The following is a 15,729-nucleotide window of genomic DNA, read 5'->3' on the forward strand; positions in this document are numbered from 1 at the left end:
CTATAAATAAAAAAGCAGCCAGTCTTACAACTTGCTACTTTTCAAATGATGATTTACAAATGTCTTTCCAGCCACTCAATTTTTTTAAAATCCTTATTGTTATTGTGCTCATTTCGATAAGAATCTTGGGAAGAAGCCTTGTAAATACTTAAAAACTGTTCTAGATTTGGAATGCGAAAAGTGATGTTTTCGAGATGAATCAACTCTATATCTGATTCCGAAACTCCTGCAAAATCAGGTAAAGAATCGATACTTCCGAATTCAACACTCAGACCATCTTTTTTGAATTCATGCTCATGAATATCTATTAAGGCATAGCCTAAGTGTTTCATCACTTTCATTATCTTGTCCCACTCATAAATTCTGAGATGATCAGGTGCTTCCCAACCTCTAGGATCACCAGGCACATGAATGTCAATGTCAGACGGCCCCCATTCTTCATTTGATCGGTATTCAAACCCCAAAGACCCCATGAGCGTCGGAGTGATTCCGACTTGGTTTAAATGAGAACAAATTGTTCGAAATTCATCAAATAGAGAATTCATTCCTCCTCCAATCGTTGATATAGAACTTAATTTCGTTGTGAATAATAAACTAATTTTTATCTTTTACTCTTTCGGTTTTGAAAATACTTCTACTCGCTGAGCTAGGACTTTGATTTCTACAGGTAGGTTATCCGATTTATCGCCGTCAACATCTGACTCCAATTCACTATCAGAGGAAATTTTAATAGTGCGGGCTTTAATATATTCTATATTATCATTTGCGACAACATCTCCTTTTAGTAAATCAGGAATAACGGATAATTTAGAGAATATAGAAGCATCTTTTAGAATCAAAATGTTGGCATAACCGTCCTTGTTTTCTTCAAAGATTTTCTTATCAGCAAAGTAATTTGTCAAGAGAACCAACACATGGCTAGCTTCACCAACATAATTTCCATTTTCCGTCTCAACCTTAATGTTAAAGACCTGATCCGTCATAACAGACTTCATGGTATTAACAGCATAGGCAAGAATACCAAATTTTGTCTTGTCCTCGATTTCAACATTGTGAATCGCCTCAGGTAGAGAACCGATACTAAAAATATAACCAAAATAATTGTCATTCGCTTTTCCGATATCAATCTTATTTGTTAAATCAAAATCCAGTTCATCAATTGCGCCATCAATGTCTTGATTGATTTCCAACAGTTTTGTAATGAGGTTACCCGTCCCACCTGGGATAATCCCTAACTTAGGAATGTAGTCTCTCTCAGCAATACCAGAAATGACTTCGTTGACAGTTCCATCTCCACCAAACACAACCACTGCATCGTACTTCTCACGTGAAGCCTCCTCAGCAAAATGTGTTGCATCCAAAGCTTTTTCGGTAATTTTGGTTTCTACGTGCTCAAAATATTCTTTTACTTTATTCTCCAGCTTTTCTTTGTAATCCAAAGCCTTCTCGCCACCAGAGGTAGGGTTGATAATTACCATTGCTTTTTTCATTAATTTTCTCCTTAATATTCATAAGAAATGTTTATATTTTATCATACGCATCTAACTATACCCTCATTATACAATGAAAATATAGAAAAGAGAAATATGATGTACTGGATATTAATACGCTTTTATTCTATTTTCCCATCGCATAACTACATCCTTTAAGGGTTCATCCAAGTAAGAATAGGCCTTTTCCTTGATCAAATCAGGGATACCGTAAGCTGCCTCTGCTATGCTGCCAGTAATTGCAGCGAGAATATCACTGTCGCCACCAATTGAGATGGGGTTTCTACTTACCATACTCTTCTATTTTATCAGCATATTCAGTCAAAAGATTCTTTGAATAAATTTTTTCAGCTTTTGAATTTCTAACTTCTTTCCAAAGAATAGAAGCTATTTTTAACTTGTTTGAGTAGTTGCGGCTATTTTCGTCTGCACAGAAATCCTTTAAAAATTGATTCCATTGACAAACCGAATGATCATACTTGGCATAGTCTGAATTTCCATAATAGACTCTTAGCATATCTTGGATTGTAAAACTCAAATCATTTTCTCTTTTTACTTTTCTCCAAGCAGTCGCCATATCAGCAGTAAATTTAAAGGGTGAAACATCTGTTAAAGTTGAGAAATATTCTCTAAAGTGTGTATTAAAGGAGAATCCACATTCAAGTAAGGGCGTACTTAAGGTAAGGACTTCTACTCGTTTCTTTTTCCTTTTTATTAATGATTTTTTAATCAAATTACCCTTAAAGTACTGCTCAATAATGTGATTGAGTTCTTGTTTAGTACCTCTATATTCTAATCCTAATGATTTACATAGTTGTGAAAGTTCATCACGATACCAATAATATTTATTAAACTCATCAAACGAAGTGATTTTATCAAATTCTGGTCTGTTCTCTATCAATATTTTAGCTCCACAAAAAACAATTTACTTTTTCACTCAAAGAGTACCTTACTATTTGCCTGTGTTCATACTTAGGATTCAAGCTCACAATCACACACTCAGCGGTTCCAGACTTACCGTATCATTTCGTCGGTACCTTTCCTCATTCTACGAGTCCTATCCCATGGGTGGAGCATCTACTTCTACTTCGCTGATACCTAGCTCGTACAAGCAATGAGACCGCCTCAGCGTCTGTTAATATTTTTTTTTTATACTAATAAACAAAAGGCAGTGAAAATTATTTTAGAATGATACTGTGGAACGGAAAGATTTTCGCCACTTCAAAAGAAACGACATTCATCACTCCACTTTAAATTATAATAGATAATTCTCTAACATAGATCATCTAATTAGCAAATCTTTACTTTCAATAATAATGGATATACTAATCTAAAGTTAAAATTACTTTTCCTTACTAATTCTATTACTAGCCAATATCGTATAAATCAAATAACCAATAAAAATGATAATAAAAATAACATTAATTTTTAACACAAAATAGAGATTTAACAAATTTGCGAACGCATGAAATAATAGACAGTACACCACAGATTTCGTTTGACGATAAAGAAGCCCTAAAACAAAACTTAAAAATAATGTATATATAAAAAATAAAATAAAAGGAAATCCTTGATGACTTTCTCCAACTATAAACCATAAAGGCAGATGCCATATTCCCCAAATTGATCCTACCATCAAATTAGATTGCCAATAAGTATATTTTTTATCAAGTAATGGCTGTAATATTCCTCTCCATCCTAATTCTTCATGTCCACCACCAAAAAAAATTAATTGTATAAAGAATAGCGGCATCAGATAAATTGATACTCCGTTTAATTCTAAGGAAGATACAGAGAATAGTATCAAAATTGCTAACAAATGAATAATGAAATAAATACTACTATTTTTTCTTTTATTAAATACAAAATGTTTAAATTTTATATTATTACTTTTCAAATAAAAGCCACTTGCAATAGCTGGACCAAGTGCACCAACTATATGTAATATTCTCCCTATAAACGTATCTAATCCCAAAATATGAGATTGTGTAAATAGGAAAAGAAGTCCCCAAGCTATATAAGTAATTCCGAATGTACAATAAAAATAATTTTTTAAATTCCTTTTATCAATTTCTGTCATTTTATCTTCCTAATCTTGATTATTCTACGTATAATATTTTTTTACTGCTTCTTAGTTGCTCTCGATTATAACTACCTATATTCTATCATAAAAACACAAAAAAAGCCTTACAATCAAGGCTTTTCATTATTGAATCATACCAAGCTTTCTATGCTTTTACCAGCAAAGCTACACACTCCACGTGTTTTGATGGTTACTACCTATACTATGAAACGAAATAAAGGCTGTCTGATTAACTGAATTAAACAATTAAACGTAACAAGCCTTTATGGTTACTCATTATATATTATGTCCTTCTCTAATCTAGAAACATCCTCCCATGGTAAGAATAATTTGTGTGTGTTTGAAACCTGTATTTTTACTACTACATTCCATAATAATGTAATAGTCATCATCACCTTCTGCTTTTACGACGAGCCCCATTGAGTATGGCGTTTTCCAAAGAGGTTCTACTCCATAGAACTTTGCTACAAACTTATTTGTTGGATTTGGTGTTTCTATACTAAAGCCATTCTCAAATAGCCAAGCATGCCAATTTTTAAATGCTGGTGGAAAACCAAACATATGAACTGCTTGCATTGTCGATATTGCAAATTCCATTTCATCTTTCAAATTAATAACATACTTCTCAGTAGGATTTAGTCTATATCCATCTATAGTTTTTTCCGATTTCATACCACTATTAAGTTTAAGCTTTTTCATGATAATGCTCCTTTATTTATCTTTTGATTCTGGTCTTGCTTTGGTGTATGGTCTGGTTTCAGATATAAATTGCTCTACCTCTAAGAACGATTTTCCCAATTCATTCAAACTGAGAACCAACATATACTCTGCAACTTCACCAGCATGGTCAACGTAGCGCATAGGGTGTAATTTTTGGCGGAATTGCTCAAATGTGTCTCCTACAACGATCCAATCATCCATTTCATTATCATACCAACAATGAAGTTGTTGCCATAATTCAGAATCACTTTCTTCAAAAAATTCTTCATCAACAGAAAAATTAGCCCAAGGGAATAGCTTAGGAAAAACTTCTTCATAAGGAGTAAAAGGAAACCAGTACGGGTACAAATACTCCTTGGTTTCATCTCCATCATTAACAATTAACTTTGTCTCACCTTTTCCACTTGATTTGTTAACCCACTCCGTTGAATGTAGTTTAACTTCTCCACCACTCTCAATAATTTCCATAAATTTTTTCTGAGATAACAGAAAATTATAATTCTGCAGATGTTGTGGCAAATTTGTATAAGAAAGAATTTTTCTATTCGAGGAGTCGTCCAAAAAAATCTGACTACAAGGCACTTTAACATAGTAACCTTTTCCTTCACCATTTCGAGTTTTTTGAATCGTTTCAGTATTAAGCTTTCCCCAAATACACATCTCATCAGTAGGATTATAAAGGACTAGAATACAGGGTAAAGAATTCATTGTCCAATAGTTATACTGTCTCTCATTAATATCTCTAAAGATAATACAGCCATCTTTTTTCTCCTTAAACCAACTTTCACCAGATTTGATTTGCAAAGCAAGAAGCTGTTTAGGTTTTCCTTCTTCTATAAGCTCCATATGTGCATCAATACCTATATCATTTATAGGTTGCTCTCGGAATAACCAATTATTCCGTTCCGCAATTTTGCCACACTCATATATACCAATTCGCTCTGTTGAATTTGCCATAAATAGCTCCCTTTAATTATATTACTATGATTTTTATATACATGTTTAAATTTCACATACTACTCAAAATACTTTTTAAATTCAGAATGACTAATGTGATGCAAAAGTAATCTCGGTACCGAAATGATAACTAAGACCTTATTTTCTCGAGTAAAAAACTTCACTTTGTATGTATCATTGCTATCTTTTGATAGAACTATCCCAACCAGACCTTTATTATATCCATTATAATCAGCAATAAGCTCAACAAAAAAGCCATCAGTGTCGGTACTAGGATTCGTGTGATTAATTAACTCAAAAATAGGAAAACCACCTAGATTATCAAATCGTTTTAAGTCTAATTCCTCAGCGCCAGTAGTCTTACCAAATCCTCCATGATATCCCGTCCCCATCATGCACCTCCTTGATTATAAACTATTATAAACCAATGAAGTGTAACTTGGATAATGAACAATATTTATCCCCTGAATACGATACCAATCGAATACATCATCTGGTAAAGCACCGTAAACAAGAATTGTAATAGGCCGGAGCTTTTCTACAACATAATCAAGCCCATTGATAAAATGCCTCTTATCATCTAAATCTTTCATCTGACCATGTGAACCTACAGCAATCACATTATTTTTTGATACGCCCAGACAAGCAATATCATACGTTCTAGCATCTCCCCAACGAATGTTAGGAATGACAGAGATCCCTAACGATTGTAACCAGGAACCAATAGCACGACTTCTGTATATGTTATTTACTTGCACATTATACGGCATATCTCTAAATAAACTGAAATCTGGAAGAATTATCCCTTTAAACTTAGAAAACGTTTCTAAATGGAGCTTTGGATTTCTCCAAATCTTTTCGAATTTATAATCATCCTCATAAAAGCATAACCATGAAAGTTCTTTCTCAATTTGATGTCGTTTTGAAAAAAGTACCATTTTTTCCGGCAATGTACCACTGTAGGGGTTAATGATTGGAATTTCTTCTTTTCCAGCATAGTTAGCATTCTCAACTAAGAATGCATTAAAAACATCTTTGCAGCCTTTTCGGCTGCTTTGAATTTTCACCATATAGTAAAACCTTTCTATTGAAATATCAAGGCGACTATGGTAAACTGATACTGTGTATGTCGGTTTACCCAGCCGCTCTAACCAGCCTTGAGTCCCCACTCAAAGGCTTTTTCTTTTACCATCCTTCTTTCTCATATTGGCCGAGTTGAATTCTAGCCATTGCATGAGTGACCTTACATTGTTTCACCACCTCCTCAACAGACATATTTTTAACCAATCTTTTTGGAACTAATAACTCCCCTGCAAAACAATTCGCCTGCCACTCAGGATCTTCATAAACTTTTCTGTTTTTCATTTCTTCAACAGTGCGACAAAAAACTATCTCTTCTTGACGATGTTTAAAAAAGTGAAGGAGTTCATGAGCAATTGTGGATCTAGAAAAACCATCATCTTTACAAGCTTTATCATATATATCTTCACGAATCCGGATTAGATTTTCACCTTGAAGAGTTTCCCCATAATTATCTGGCATATCTTCAATTGAAATAACTTCATAATTATAATAACCTGCCTCCGCTAATAATTCAAAAATCTCAACAATTGGATATGCAAGTTCATCATACAATTTTGTCTTTTTGCGAAAATAATCAGCAAAATTTCGAATCTCTAATCTTGAACATGGAGATACTTTATAATTATAGGTCATTAACTCCCTCCTGAATCTTACTAAAAAAATTGGCTAATTTTGATAAATCTTGTGTGTCAAATTTCTCAAGACTTCTAGCAAAAGCAAAAGCTGTATCCTTTTGAGCTTCAGATAGTGTTTCTAGGTTTATTTCTATTAATTGTTGACTGTCTTGTTGACTACGTCTTAATTCCTCTAATTGTTCGCCATTTAGTTCATACTCAGTTGCTAATTTGGTTTCCCATGTTTTAGGGATTTTCTTTTTACCATTCTCTACAGCTGATAAAAAAGCCGAGCTTATACCTAGTTTTTCCGCCATTATTTTGAGGGTTTGACCTTGATCTATTCTCAATTTTCTTAGAAATTTACCATACTCCGTTATCATATTCAGTTTCCTCCATTTATCTTTCATATTAATTATAAACTATTTCAAATAATTTTTCAACCTTTTGAGTTAATTTATTTTCTGATCTCGGTTAATATGTGACGGACTGAAAATATTTCTATTAATTGAAGTAGTAAGGTAAAATTAACGCAAAAAAGATCCTAGTTAGAAAACTTACTTTCTAACTAGGGTCTTATAAATCAACCTCTGTTCCTTCTAAAAATCTAACGGTAATCTGTCCATCCTCCGAAATCAAAATACTATCTAGTACCTGACACATCTCAAAGGAATCATATTCCCAACAATCCTTGTTTATCAATTTAGCCAGCAACACACTGTAATGCTTTTCTAATAACCGGTTTTCTTCCAACATTTTATTCCACTTTCCATGCAACAAATCCACATTCTCACTCAGTAATTTTACTGCCATTACTACGGCTTTCTCTAGTTTTCCTCATCGATATGGTTATTCTGACAACCAATCAGCCCCTTTACCTTATAGCGGTTGTTACACTGCCAAACTTTACGTTTGCCACGACTTGTCGTCCAATTCTTACGTCCAAAAGCTGAACCGCATTCTGCACAGAACACCTTGGAAGTGAAGGGGTTATCCTTATTTTGCATGATATAAAAATTCAGTTGATGTTCTTCACGAAATGCTTTCCTCCTTGCTAATTCCAGCTGCACTAGTTCCCATGTCTCCTTATCAATAATAGCTTCATGGTTGCCTTCAATATAGTATTGATTGACTTGTCCCTGATTCTCACTGCGTTTCTTTGTAAGAAAATCCACCGTATAGGTTTTCTGTAAGAGGGCATATCCCATGTACTTCTCATTCTGAAGCATCTTTTGAATCGTAGTAGGGTACCAGTTAACCTTCCCATTCCAACCTGGAACCCCTTCTTCTTTCAGACTTCTCGCTATACTTTCTGGTGTTTCTCCTTGTAAAAAATCCTGAAAGATTCGTCTGACAATCTTGGCCTGCTCCTCATTGATGATAAGATTTCCATTCTCACCCTTGTCATATCCTACAAACTTGGTTGTGTTGACTCTTATTTCACCCCGTTCGAACTTCTTTCGAATTCCCCAAGTCGCATTCTCTGAGATAGAACGGGATTCATCTTGGGCCAGAGAAGAAAGAATGGTCAGAAGTACCTCTCCTTTAGCATCCAGACTGTCAATATTCTCCTTTTCAAAAGTGACTCCGATTCCAAGTTCTTTTAACTCCCGGACATATTTTTAGCAGTCCAGCGTATTCCTGGAAAAACGGCTGATAGACTTCACTATAATTCTATCTACTTTGCCTTTTCGACAGTCCGCTATGAGCTGATTAAACTCTGTGCGTTTCTTGGTATTGGTTCCTGAAATCCCTTCATCCGCATAAATATCAACTAACTCGTAGAAAGGATTCTGCTGAATATACTCTTTGTAATACCGAACCTGGTTCTCATAGCTTGATAGCTGTTCGTCTTGGCCGGTGGACACTCGACAATAAGCAGCTACTCTGATCTTTTTCTGAGTTTGAAATATGACCGTTTGCTGTAGCTTTTTGGCCGGTATAACCGTAATGTTTTTCTCCATCTTCTATCCTTTCTAACACAATTACCGGTGAACTTAGTTTTCAATCTTCAATATCCCTTTCAGAGACTCTCATACCTTTACATGAATTTTTTCCTTCTTTGATATATTTGGAACAACACCAAACAATCTTTTTCTTATAAGATACTTGTCTTTTTAATGTTGAACCACAATATTGGCATTTTAACATTCTGGAAAATTTATAGGTTTTATTTGTACCTTGTATCCGTGAACGGCTTTTCATTTTTTCCTGAATCTTCTCCCATATTTCCTTAGATACAATTCCTTCATGATTATCTTCGATATAGTATTGTTCAACCTGTCCTTGATTTAATTTCTTTGGACCGTTTACACCGTCATGAAAGTATTTTTGAAGTAGTAAAGAGCCTTTGTATTTTTCGTTTTTTAAGATATTACGAATTGTGCTATCATACCATTTCTTTCCTGTTACAGTTGGAACCGTGCCCTCATTAAGTTTTTTGGCAAATCTATGTGTACCCATTCCTTCTAAATAACTATAAAAGATGGTTCTTACTATTTGCGCTTCTGCTTTGTTTATAACAAGTTCACCTTTTTCGTTTAAATCATACCCTAAAAACCGTTTAGTATTAATGAGTAATTCTCCCTTCTGGAACATTCTACGAAAACTCCATCGTTGGTTTCCGCCCATGCTTTGTAACTCTTCCTCAGCCAAACTTGCTAACACAGTCAAGACAACTTCACCTTCATTGGATAAAGTGTGGATATTCTGCTCTTCAAAAAAGATATCAATACCAAGAGTTTTTAATTCTCGACTGATTTCAAGTACATTGATAAGATTTCTTGCAAACCTGGATATTGACTTAGTATGGATAACGTCAATTTGTCCTTTTCTACAAGCATCTAGCATAGTTTGAAAATCAGGTCTATCATACTTTGAACCTGAAATTCCTTTGTCACAAAAAACACCCAAAAAATCAATATCTTCACGTTCAGCATACAACTTTTCAAAATAGACTTTTTGATTCTCTAGCGAATCAAGTTGACTTCCGTTGGTTGTAGAAACTCGAACATATGCACAAATTCTCTTTTTACTTTTATTATTCTTTGCTTCAATTTTTCTTATATTCATTTTTCCTCCTACAAGAAGTTTTTACACACTATATATCCCTCTAAATGCTATATTAGTCAAGTAATCAGCAACCCCGTACTTTAATAAAATGTCTTTATTGTCCTCTTACCTAAATAGGTACATTCAAGATAGATTTTTCCGGTTTTAAGAAAAAATCAAAAAGAAAAAGCCTGATGTATTTCACCAGGCTTAGATTTTTTATTTGAAATTTAATCGCAATATGTTATAATAAACATAGAAAAAGGAGCTGAGCTACCAACTCAACTCCAATGTAGAACCGTTAAAAAGACGGTAGCTCGTATAACAGATTTAATCCGTCCTACTCGCTCAAAAGTGGGGACGGATTATTTTTTGTCCTTGTCTTTGAAGATTTTATAGCACAAGACAATCAAAGTAATGGTAAAGCTACCAAAACCAAGTATTGTCTGTACAACTTCAAATGCGGTCAAAAGAGTGCCCCTCCTTTCCGTCAGATTTTGATGAACTGCCCATAGGCATCACCTCTCTTTCGGTATAAGGAGCCACCGTCTTCACTTTTCTACAATAGATATTATACCACATGAACCACCACCTTCGGTGGTTTATTTTGTTTAAAGATTTATTTTAAGAGTAGTATCTACAAACTCTTAGTTAGTAGTAATCAAACCATCAGGTTCAATCGTAAATTCTGGTTTAACTGATAGCGAACCATCAGACTTGAGATAGTACCATCCGTTTCCTGATTTAATAAATAGCTTAGATTTCATATCCCCATCTTTTTCATCCAAGTAATACCAAGTTTCACGATATTTTACCCAACCTTTAGCCATTCTACCATCCGACTTAAAATAGTACCAACGATGATCGATATGCATCCAACCAGTAACCATGGCACCACGCTTATCTAAATAAAACCAATCCTTGCCATCATTGAACCATTTATTGATGAAACAGTAGCCTCTATTATCAAAGTAGAACCATTCTCCTTTGATATTTTTCCATTGAGATTTTGGATAAGAGCCATCTGCTTCTTCCCACCACCAACCAACTTCATTTCGTTTCCAGTTTCCTTCAGTTAGACCAGATTCAATATCTTTCTTAAACTGTTCTCTACTAATGCCCCATTTTGCAAGGTATGGATAGGGATCGACATGATCACTTCCATTATTTGGTTGGTTGTAAGTACAAAATTGATGAGTTTTAATCCCCTGCAGACTTCTACAATTATTCTGCAACAGTCACACCCTTAACATTCTTTACAAATGAGATTATGCAAACCATGGCTAAATCCAAGAAGAACTACTTCAAATTAAATAATGAAAATGCCAAAGATAATCGTAATCACTACTTTATTTTCAATGTGGAAACTTTAAAAGAGGATAAACTGACTAGGAAGTTCAGTTATCAGAAAACTGTTACAAATATAAATCAAGGAGCAAAAAACTGATTTGCTCCTTTTTTATATCCGGAAATCTAATTCTCGCCTTCTTAAACAGCATCAGAACGATATATTGTTTTTTGAAGATTTAGATAATCCATCAAGTTAATAACTTTATTATTTTCAGCCACTTCTGAAATAGTATCAGTCTCAAATCCATTTGCTTGAGCAAATTGAATTGTATAATCATATACAAGATCAAACAACTCATCTATTTCAGAGTCTAGTTTCAAAGAGAGTAGTCCTTTTTGATTATCCTGTAAAAATTTTAAGAAATTATCAACCTCTTCTTCACTTACTTCTCCTTTTTGTGCTAATTGAATGAAATGAACTAGCTTTTCTATAAGTTTCTTTGCAATCTTCTTATATCTATTTGAAATAAATGCATAATAACCAACACCACCAACAGCTAGAACAGTTGCACCAATAGCTGTTACTAGCACATATTTATTTTTTGCAAGGCCTTTAACAACCTGTTGAGCTGCTTCTCCTGCCTTTACTTCTTTTAGATGCTTTACTATATGGCCGGATGAATTTATGATTATTGAACCATAACGTTTATAAATTCCAGAGTCTAATCCTTTCTGAATATTTAATGGAATTTCTATAGTAACTTGATTTAATAACATAATTATAGCTTACCTCTTAATTCTATCGTTCTAGTTTATTCAAAAATAAAATCAGCAATTCGTTTAGCAGCTTTTTCTATTGACACTTCAATGTCAGTTTTAGTTCAAGTGTCATTTACATAATTAACAAGAGATTTAGCTATTGGGAACTTACTACCTATATATCCATGACCACTTGTGATTGTATTCTCTCTTTTTGTTCTAAACCAAGCATCTCCAATTCCACGGTTAATTTCGGATTCAAGGAGAATCTTATTACCAACCTTCTCAGCATAATCTCTAAATTCTTCTTGGCTTTCTAGTCCAGCATCTGACATAATATTTTCTATATTCAAACCACTTTGTGGCATAATATGTTCAATATCAATATTCCCATTGAAATTAAAGTCCATACCTTTTTCCAATGCAAATAAGAATTCATTTACATAAAGAATAGAATTTGAAACACCACTTTCAGTCAAAGTTTGTTTAACGTCTTCGTAAACAAAATTAGTATGAATATGGTTCTTTATTTTTGAAATAAGTTCGTCGATTGAAATTGAATCAACTTGACTGTACATCAGATTAATTTCTTCTAGGAAGCCTTTAAAAAGTTTATGGCTATATGAGAGTTCAGACAATTCAATCAAAACAACAAGTCTAAGTAAGTATTCCAGATATGTGTTGTCTTGTCTGAAAAATAAATAACTACTAACAAAAGGTCGTAAATTACCGTTTAATTTGTTTATCAATTGACTATTGATAGTATCAGATACTCGTTCAAAATTATTTAAGATTGTATTTAGATCAGCAGTAAACAGAACATCTTCATTCAATAAATGTTTATTTTTTGAGAAAAAGGCTCTTATACCAGGATTTCTTCGATCAGCACTGTTTTGTTCTGAAAGTTTTACGAAAATATAGTGAGTAATTAACGCATTTAAATCTAATCTAGATGAATCTGTACGTTGTACAATCTCTTGCCAATTTTTTCGAAGTTTTTCCTATCTGATGCATTTGAGGTGGTCTTAGATACAATTACTTCAATTGGGGTCAATGGAACACCAGTCCCATTTAAAGAATTGAAAATATTTATTGCCTGATCAGTATTATAACTTGTAATAGTAATCACTTGGCAATTATCAATAAAGTGGTTAGCAAAATTGATAAGAGTAAAAACATTCAATTCGTTACACATATTGTAAAAATATCTAAAGTTTTTATAGAAGTTAGTATAGCGGTTGTCTTTCTGGCGACGATAGATTTGGTGAACTCTATCTTTAATAGATATAAAATCTTTACCTAGCAAGATAGTAGTCATCTCACTAGCATATTTTTCTGAAATCGAATGATTTAGATACTTTATTCTATCATCGCTAGGATAATACAGTCCATCAACGAAATCATATTTTTCGTCATCTGAAACATTGAAAAGCATTGTGACAATCTGCTCTTTAAGACCATTAAGACGTTTCACTAATCTGCGTGCATCAGTATCTAGAGTCGGTTGAAGTTCAAGCTCCTTATCAATCTTCAATAAGATTGCCTTAAGAAGTAACATAAATGTCGTTGTTCTTTGCTGGCCATCAATCAAGGTTACTTCATGCTCTTCTCCAGATTCTTGAGCAATGAGAACAGCTCCAAAGAAATAATTGTCTTGGGAACTATCATCGAAATTTTCCATATGAAGATTAATATCTTCAATGAGTTGTTCACATTGTGGTACTTGCCAAGCATAGGGTCTCTGATAGGTAGGAATATAAAATTCTGATTTTTCAAAATAAGATTTTATTGTTTGAAAAGCCGGTTGAATATCGTTTCTCATTCAGATTCTCCAATAATTTTTTCTTATGATAATATATCACGAAAACGCTAACATTTAAACTCTAAGTATATCCGAACTATCTAACGATTTAATAGTATTTTAACGATTACATTTTTTGAACGATGACATGTTGTACCACTATAACTTGAAATCTATCTACATCCCTAAATAAAATCCTTGAAAGATTAAAATTTCAAGGATTTTATTGAATTAAATTGTATCATCTAACTTCTACTTATCTCCCTGAATCAAACCTTGCTTAAGTTTCATTAATAGGGGACACGTTTATTCCCACAAACTCCTTGTCTATGGAAATAAAAGCGTCCCCCATGTGTATGTAGGAATACATTTCACTTAGTTCATGTTATCAGACCTAGACACTCAACTACTACTCTCATTCTGATACTCCCCCCTATACGACAAAAAGCCTTGATACCAAGGCTTTTCTTAACCCCTTTCGTTCAAGGTTTTCTAGGCTTTTACGAGCAGAGCAACACACTCCACGTGATGCGTCTGAGGAAAAAGGTCTACCGGCTGGACTTTCTTCACTTCATATCCTAACTCTTGGTAGAGTTTAATATCACGCGCCATGGTTGCGACATTACAGGAGATATAGGCGATGCGGTCTGCTCCTGTTTGGCTACTTGCTTTGATAAAGCTTTCGGTTAAGCCCTTGCGTGGAGGATCAACCAAGATAACGGTTGGTTGAATTCCTTCCTTGAGCCAATTCTTCATTGCATTTTCAGCTGTGTCACATACATAGTTGGCATTTGAAATATTGTTCAGCTGAGCATTCTTCTTGCTATTCTCAACTGCTTCTGGAATGACTTCCACACCATAGACCTCCTTGACATGTTTCGCAACAGAGAGGCCAATTGTTCCAATACCAGAATAGGCATCGATAACCACATCATCTGATTTTAATGCTGCAAAGTCAATGGCTGTTTGATAAAGTTTTTCAGCCATTTCAGTATTGACTTGGTAAAAAGCGGGTCCAGCGATTTGGTAGTCATTTCCCAACATCTGGTCAGTGATAAAGTCTTGTCCATAAAGTGTGCGCCATTCCTTACCAAAAATTGCATTAGTATTTTGGTCGTTGATATTTTGCATAACAGACACAATATCTGGAAACTGCTTGATGACTTGTTCAATCAATTGCTCCACACGAAAAACTTTGGTACGAGTTGTAACCAAGATAACCATGATTTGTCCAGAATAGTGTCCACGACGCACCACAAGATTTCGAATCAAGCCAGATTGCTCCTTTTCATCATAAGGTTTCAAATCATAACGGCGGAGCAAGTCGCGTAGGGCTACTACTACCTCATCAATCACAGGATCTTGGATAAAGAAATCTTCTAGTGGCATGAGGTCATGCGAATTCTTACGGAAAAATCCAGTTTCCAAGATACCATTTACTCGACGAACAGGGACCTGTGCCTTGTTGCGGTACTTGACTGGATTTTCCATACCTAAAGTTTCAGCAACCTCTACATCAGCAATTCCTGCAATCTTGTAGAGACTGTCCTTAACTTGCTTGGTTTTAAATTTGAGCTGTTCTGGATAGGCAAGATGACCTAAATCCGCGATTCCTGAACGCAGGTAAGCCAAATCTAGATCTTGATTACGGTATGGTGACTGGACAAGGTATTCTTCAACTTTCCCAAAGCCAATCTTTTTATTGACCTTGAGAACTCGCATGAGGATTTTTTCACTCGGTAAAGCATTCTCGACAAAAAAGACCAAACCATCCACCTTGGCAACTCCTGCCCCTTCATGGGTCAAGTCAACAATTTCAACTTCTACAATATCATTTTTCTTTAACATTCTCTTCTCTTTCTATTGGCCGACAAAAAAGAC

At 34.3% G+C, this 15,729-nt stretch carries 17 protein-coding genes and 5 pseudogenes; 1 reads left to right on the plus strand and 21 read right to left on the minus strand.

Features of this window, described 5'->3' with window-relative positions; genetic code table 11:
* Nucleotides 1-53: 53 nt before the first annotated feature.
* From ACORHU_RS05345 to ACORHU_RS05425, 17 genes and pseudogenes are all read right to left on the minus strand, one after another.
* Nucleotides 54-545, minus strand: coding sequence for a phosphoribosylanthranilate isomerase (locus ACORHU_RS05345; protein ID WP_434363813.1), 492 nt, complete (start codon nucleotides 543-545; stop codon nucleotides 54-56).
* Nucleotides 546-608: 63 nt separating this feature from the next.
* Nucleotides 609-1,490 (minus strand): diacylglycerol/lipid kinase family protein, encoded by an 882-nt coding sequence (locus ACORHU_RS05350; RefSeq protein WP_434363815.1) that lies wholly within the window; start codon nucleotides 1,488-1,490, stop codon nucleotides 609-611.
* Nucleotides 1,491-1,601: 111 nt separating this feature from the next.
* Nucleotides 1,602-1,775, minus strand: a pseudogene (locus ACORHU_RS05355) (hydrolase); the annotation flags it as partial.
* Nucleotides 1,774-2,391, minus strand: a complete 618-nt coding sequence (locus tag ACORHU_RS05360) for an SAP domain-containing protein (RefSeq protein WP_434363816.1) — start codon at nucleotides 2,389-2,391, stop codon at nucleotides 1,774-1,776. The gene ACORHU_RS05360 and the pseudogene ACORHU_RS05355, both read right to left, overlap by 2 nt.
* A 441-nt stretch (nucleotides 2,392-2,832) precedes the next feature.
* Complete coding sequence (locus tag ACORHU_RS05365) at nucleotides 2,833-3,570, minus strand: lysostaphin resistance A-like protein (protein ID WP_434363817.1); 738 nt, start codon at nucleotides 3,568-3,570, stop codon at nucleotides 2,833-2,835.
* A gap of 303 nt (nucleotides 3,571-3,873) precedes the next feature.
* Nucleotides 3,874-4,272, minus strand: coding sequence for a hypothetical protein (locus ACORHU_RS05370; protein ID WP_434363818.1), 399 nt, complete (start codon nucleotides 4,270-4,272; stop codon nucleotides 3,874-3,876).
* A 12-nt stretch (nucleotides 4,273-4,284) separates the two neighbouring features.
* Nucleotides 4,285-5,250, minus strand: coding sequence for a DUF4365 domain-containing protein (locus ACORHU_RS05375; protein ID WP_037596774.1), 966 nt, complete (start codon nucleotides 5,248-5,250; stop codon nucleotides 4,285-4,287).
* A gap of 59 nt (nucleotides 5,251-5,309) precedes the next feature.
* Nucleotides 5,310-5,642 carry a hypothetical protein gene (locus tag ACORHU_RS05380; RefSeq protein ID WP_434363819.1) on the minus strand — a complete coding sequence of 111 codons (333 nt, stop codon included), beginning with the start codon at nucleotides 5,640-5,642 and terminating at the stop codon, nucleotides 5,310-5,312.
* A 15-nt stretch (nucleotides 5,643-5,657) separates the two neighbouring features.
* Nucleotides 5,658-6,320 carry a DUF4417 domain-containing protein gene (locus ACORHU_RS05385; protein ID WP_434363820.1) on the minus strand — a complete coding sequence of 221 codons (663 nt, stop codon included), beginning with the start codon at nucleotides 6,318-6,320 and terminating at the stop codon, nucleotides 5,658-5,660.
* A 115-nt stretch (nucleotides 6,321-6,435) separates the two neighbouring features.
* Nucleotides 6,436-6,966 carry an ImmA/IrrE family metallo-endopeptidase gene (locus ACORHU_RS05390; RefSeq protein WP_037596767.1) on the minus strand — a complete coding sequence of 177 codons (531 nt, stop codon included), beginning with the start codon at nucleotides 6,964-6,966 and terminating at the stop codon, nucleotides 6,436-6,438.
* On the minus strand, nucleotides 6,956-7,357 hold the full coding sequence (locus ACORHU_RS05395) for a helix-turn-helix domain-containing protein (protein ID WP_434363821.1): 402 nt from the start codon (nucleotides 7,355-7,357) through the stop codon (nucleotides 6,956-6,958). Before ACORHU_RS05395 ends, ACORHU_RS05390 begins: the two co-directional genes overlap by 11 nt.
* 166 nt (nucleotides 7,358-7,523) lie before the next feature.
* Complete coding sequence (locus ACORHU_RS05400; RefSeq protein ID WP_434363822.1) at nucleotides 7,524-7,760, minus strand: resolvase; 237 nt, start codon at nucleotides 7,758-7,760, stop codon at nucleotides 7,524-7,526.
* Between the two features lie 14 nt (nucleotides 7,761-7,774).
* A complete protein-coding gene (locus ACORHU_RS05405) occupies nucleotides 7,775-7,954 on the minus strand; it encodes a zinc ribbon domain-containing protein (RefSeq protein ID WP_434365153.1) in 180 nt (59 codons plus the stop codon).
* A 99-nt stretch (nucleotides 7,955-8,053) separates the two neighbouring features.
* Nucleotides 8,054-8,815: pseudogene (locus ACORHU_RS05410) on the minus strand (recombinase family protein); the annotation flags it as partial.
* Nucleotides 8,778-10,019: pseudogene (locus ACORHU_RS05415) on the minus strand (recombinase family protein). The pseudogenes ACORHU_RS05415 and ACORHU_RS05410, both read right to left, overlap by 38 nt.
* 344 nt (nucleotides 10,020-10,363) lie before the next feature.
* Nucleotides 10,364-10,492, minus strand: coding sequence for a putative holin-like toxin (locus ACORHU_RS05420; RefSeq protein ID WP_434365155.1), 129 nt, complete (start codon nucleotides 10,490-10,492; stop codon nucleotides 10,364-10,366).
* A gap of 153 nt (nucleotides 10,493-10,645) precedes the next feature.
* A pseudogene (locus tag ACORHU_RS05425) lies at nucleotides 10,646-11,215 on the minus strand (autolysin); the annotation flags it as partial.
* Between ACORHU_RS05425 and ACORHU_RS05430 the strand changes: the two are divergent.
* Nucleotides 11,212-11,445 (plus strand): annotated as a pseudogene (locus ACORHU_RS05430) (DUF5960 family protein); the annotation flags it as partial. The pseudogenes ACORHU_RS05425 and ACORHU_RS05430 sit on opposite strands and share 4 nt — an antisense overlap.
* A gap of 41 nt (nucleotides 11,446-11,486) precedes the next feature.
* Here ACORHU_RS05430 and ACORHU_RS05435 read toward each other — a convergent pair.
* The 4 genes from ACORHU_RS05435 to rlmD all read right to left on the minus strand — a co-directional run bounded on the left by ACORHU_RS05435 (nucleotide 11,487) and on the right by rlmD (nucleotide 15,696).
* On the minus strand, nucleotides 11,487-12,065 hold the full coding sequence (locus tag ACORHU_RS05435) for a hypothetical protein (protein WP_434363823.1): 579 nt from the start codon (nucleotides 12,063-12,065) through the stop codon (nucleotides 11,487-11,489).
* A 104-nt stretch (nucleotides 12,066-12,169) separates the two neighbouring features.
* Complete coding sequence (locus tag ACORHU_RS05440) at nucleotides 12,170-12,880, minus strand: HNH endonuclease family protein (protein WP_434363824.1); 711 nt, start codon at nucleotides 12,878-12,880, stop codon at nucleotides 12,170-12,172.
* A gap of 110 nt (nucleotides 12,881-12,990) precedes the next feature.
* Nucleotides 12,991-13,869 (minus strand): DUF262 domain-containing protein, encoded by an 879-nt coding sequence (locus ACORHU_RS05445; RefSeq protein ID WP_434363826.1) that lies wholly within the window; start codon nucleotides 13,867-13,869, stop codon nucleotides 12,991-12,993.
* Nucleotides 13,870-14,340: 471 nt separating this feature from the next.
* The gene (gene rlmD / locus ACORHU_RS05450) at nucleotides 14,341-15,696 is read right to left on the minus strand and encodes a 23S rRNA (uracil(1939)-C(5))-methyltransferase RlmD (RefSeq protein WP_434363827.1); all 1,356 of its coding nucleotides are present in this window, start codon (nucleotides 15,694-15,696) and stop codon (nucleotides 14,341-14,343) included.
* Nucleotides 15,697-15,729: the final 33 nt, after the last annotated feature.

The organism is Streptococcus sp. KHUD_015 (genome assembly GCF_051106265.1).
GTDB lineage: Bacteria > Bacillota > Bacilli > Lactobacillales > Streptococcaceae > Streptococcus.

Bases quoted from the DNA above. Each gene is read 5' to 3' on its own strand.
- ACORHU_RS05345 (WP_434363813.1), bottom strand. From the start codon at position 545: ATGAATTCTCTATTTGATGAATTTCGAACAATTTGTTCTCATTTAAAC.
- ACORHU_RS05350 (WP_434363815.1), bottom strand. From the start codon at position 1,490: ATGAAAAAAGCAATGGTAATTATCAACCCTACCTCTGGTGGCGAGAAG.
- ACORHU_RS05365 (WP_434363817.1), bottom strand. From the start codon at position 3,570: ATGACAGAAATTGATAAAAGGAATTTAAAAAATTATTTTTATTGTACA.
- ACORHU_RS05370 (WP_434363818.1), bottom strand. From the start codon at position 4,272: ATGAAAAAGCTTAAACTTAATAGTGGTATGAAATCGGAAAAAACTATA.
- ACORHU_RS05375 (WP_037596774.1), bottom strand. From the start codon at position 5,250: ATGGCAAATTCAACAGAGCGAATTGGTATATATGAGTGTGGCAAAATT.
- ACORHU_RS05380 (WP_434363819.1), bottom strand. From the start codon at position 5,642: ATGGGGACGGGATATCATGGAGGATTTGGTAAGACTACTGGCGCTGAG.
- ACORHU_RS05385 (WP_434363820.1), bottom strand. From the start codon at position 6,320: ATGGTGAAAATTCAAAGCAGCCGAAAAGGCTGCAAAGATGTTTTTAAT.
- ACORHU_RS05390 (WP_037596767.1), bottom strand. From the start codon at position 6,966: ATGACCTATAATTATAAAGTATCTCCATGTTCAAGATTAGAGATTCGA.
- ACORHU_RS05395 (WP_434363821.1), bottom strand. From the start codon at position 7,357: ATGAAAGATAAATGGAGGAAACTGAATATGATAACGGAGTATGGTAAA.
- ACORHU_RS05400 (WP_434363822.1), bottom strand. From the start codon at position 7,760: ATGGCAGTAAAATTACTGAGTGAGAATGTGGATTTGTTGCATGGAAAG.
- ACORHU_RS05405 (WP_434365153.1), bottom strand. From the start codon at position 7,954: ATGCAAAATAAGGATAACCCCTTCACTTCCAAGGTGTTCTGTGCAGAA.
- ACORHU_RS05435 (WP_434363823.1), bottom strand. From the start codon at position 12,065: ATGTTATTAAATCAAGTTACTATAGAAATTCCATTAAATATTCAGAAA.
- ACORHU_RS05445 (WP_434363826.1), bottom strand. From the start codon at position 13,869: ATGAGAAACGATATTCAACCGGCTTTTCAAACAATAAAATCTTATTTT.
- rlmD (WP_434363827.1), bottom strand. From the start codon at position 15,696: ATGTTAAAGAAAAATGATATTGTAGAAGTTGAAATTGTTGACTTGACC.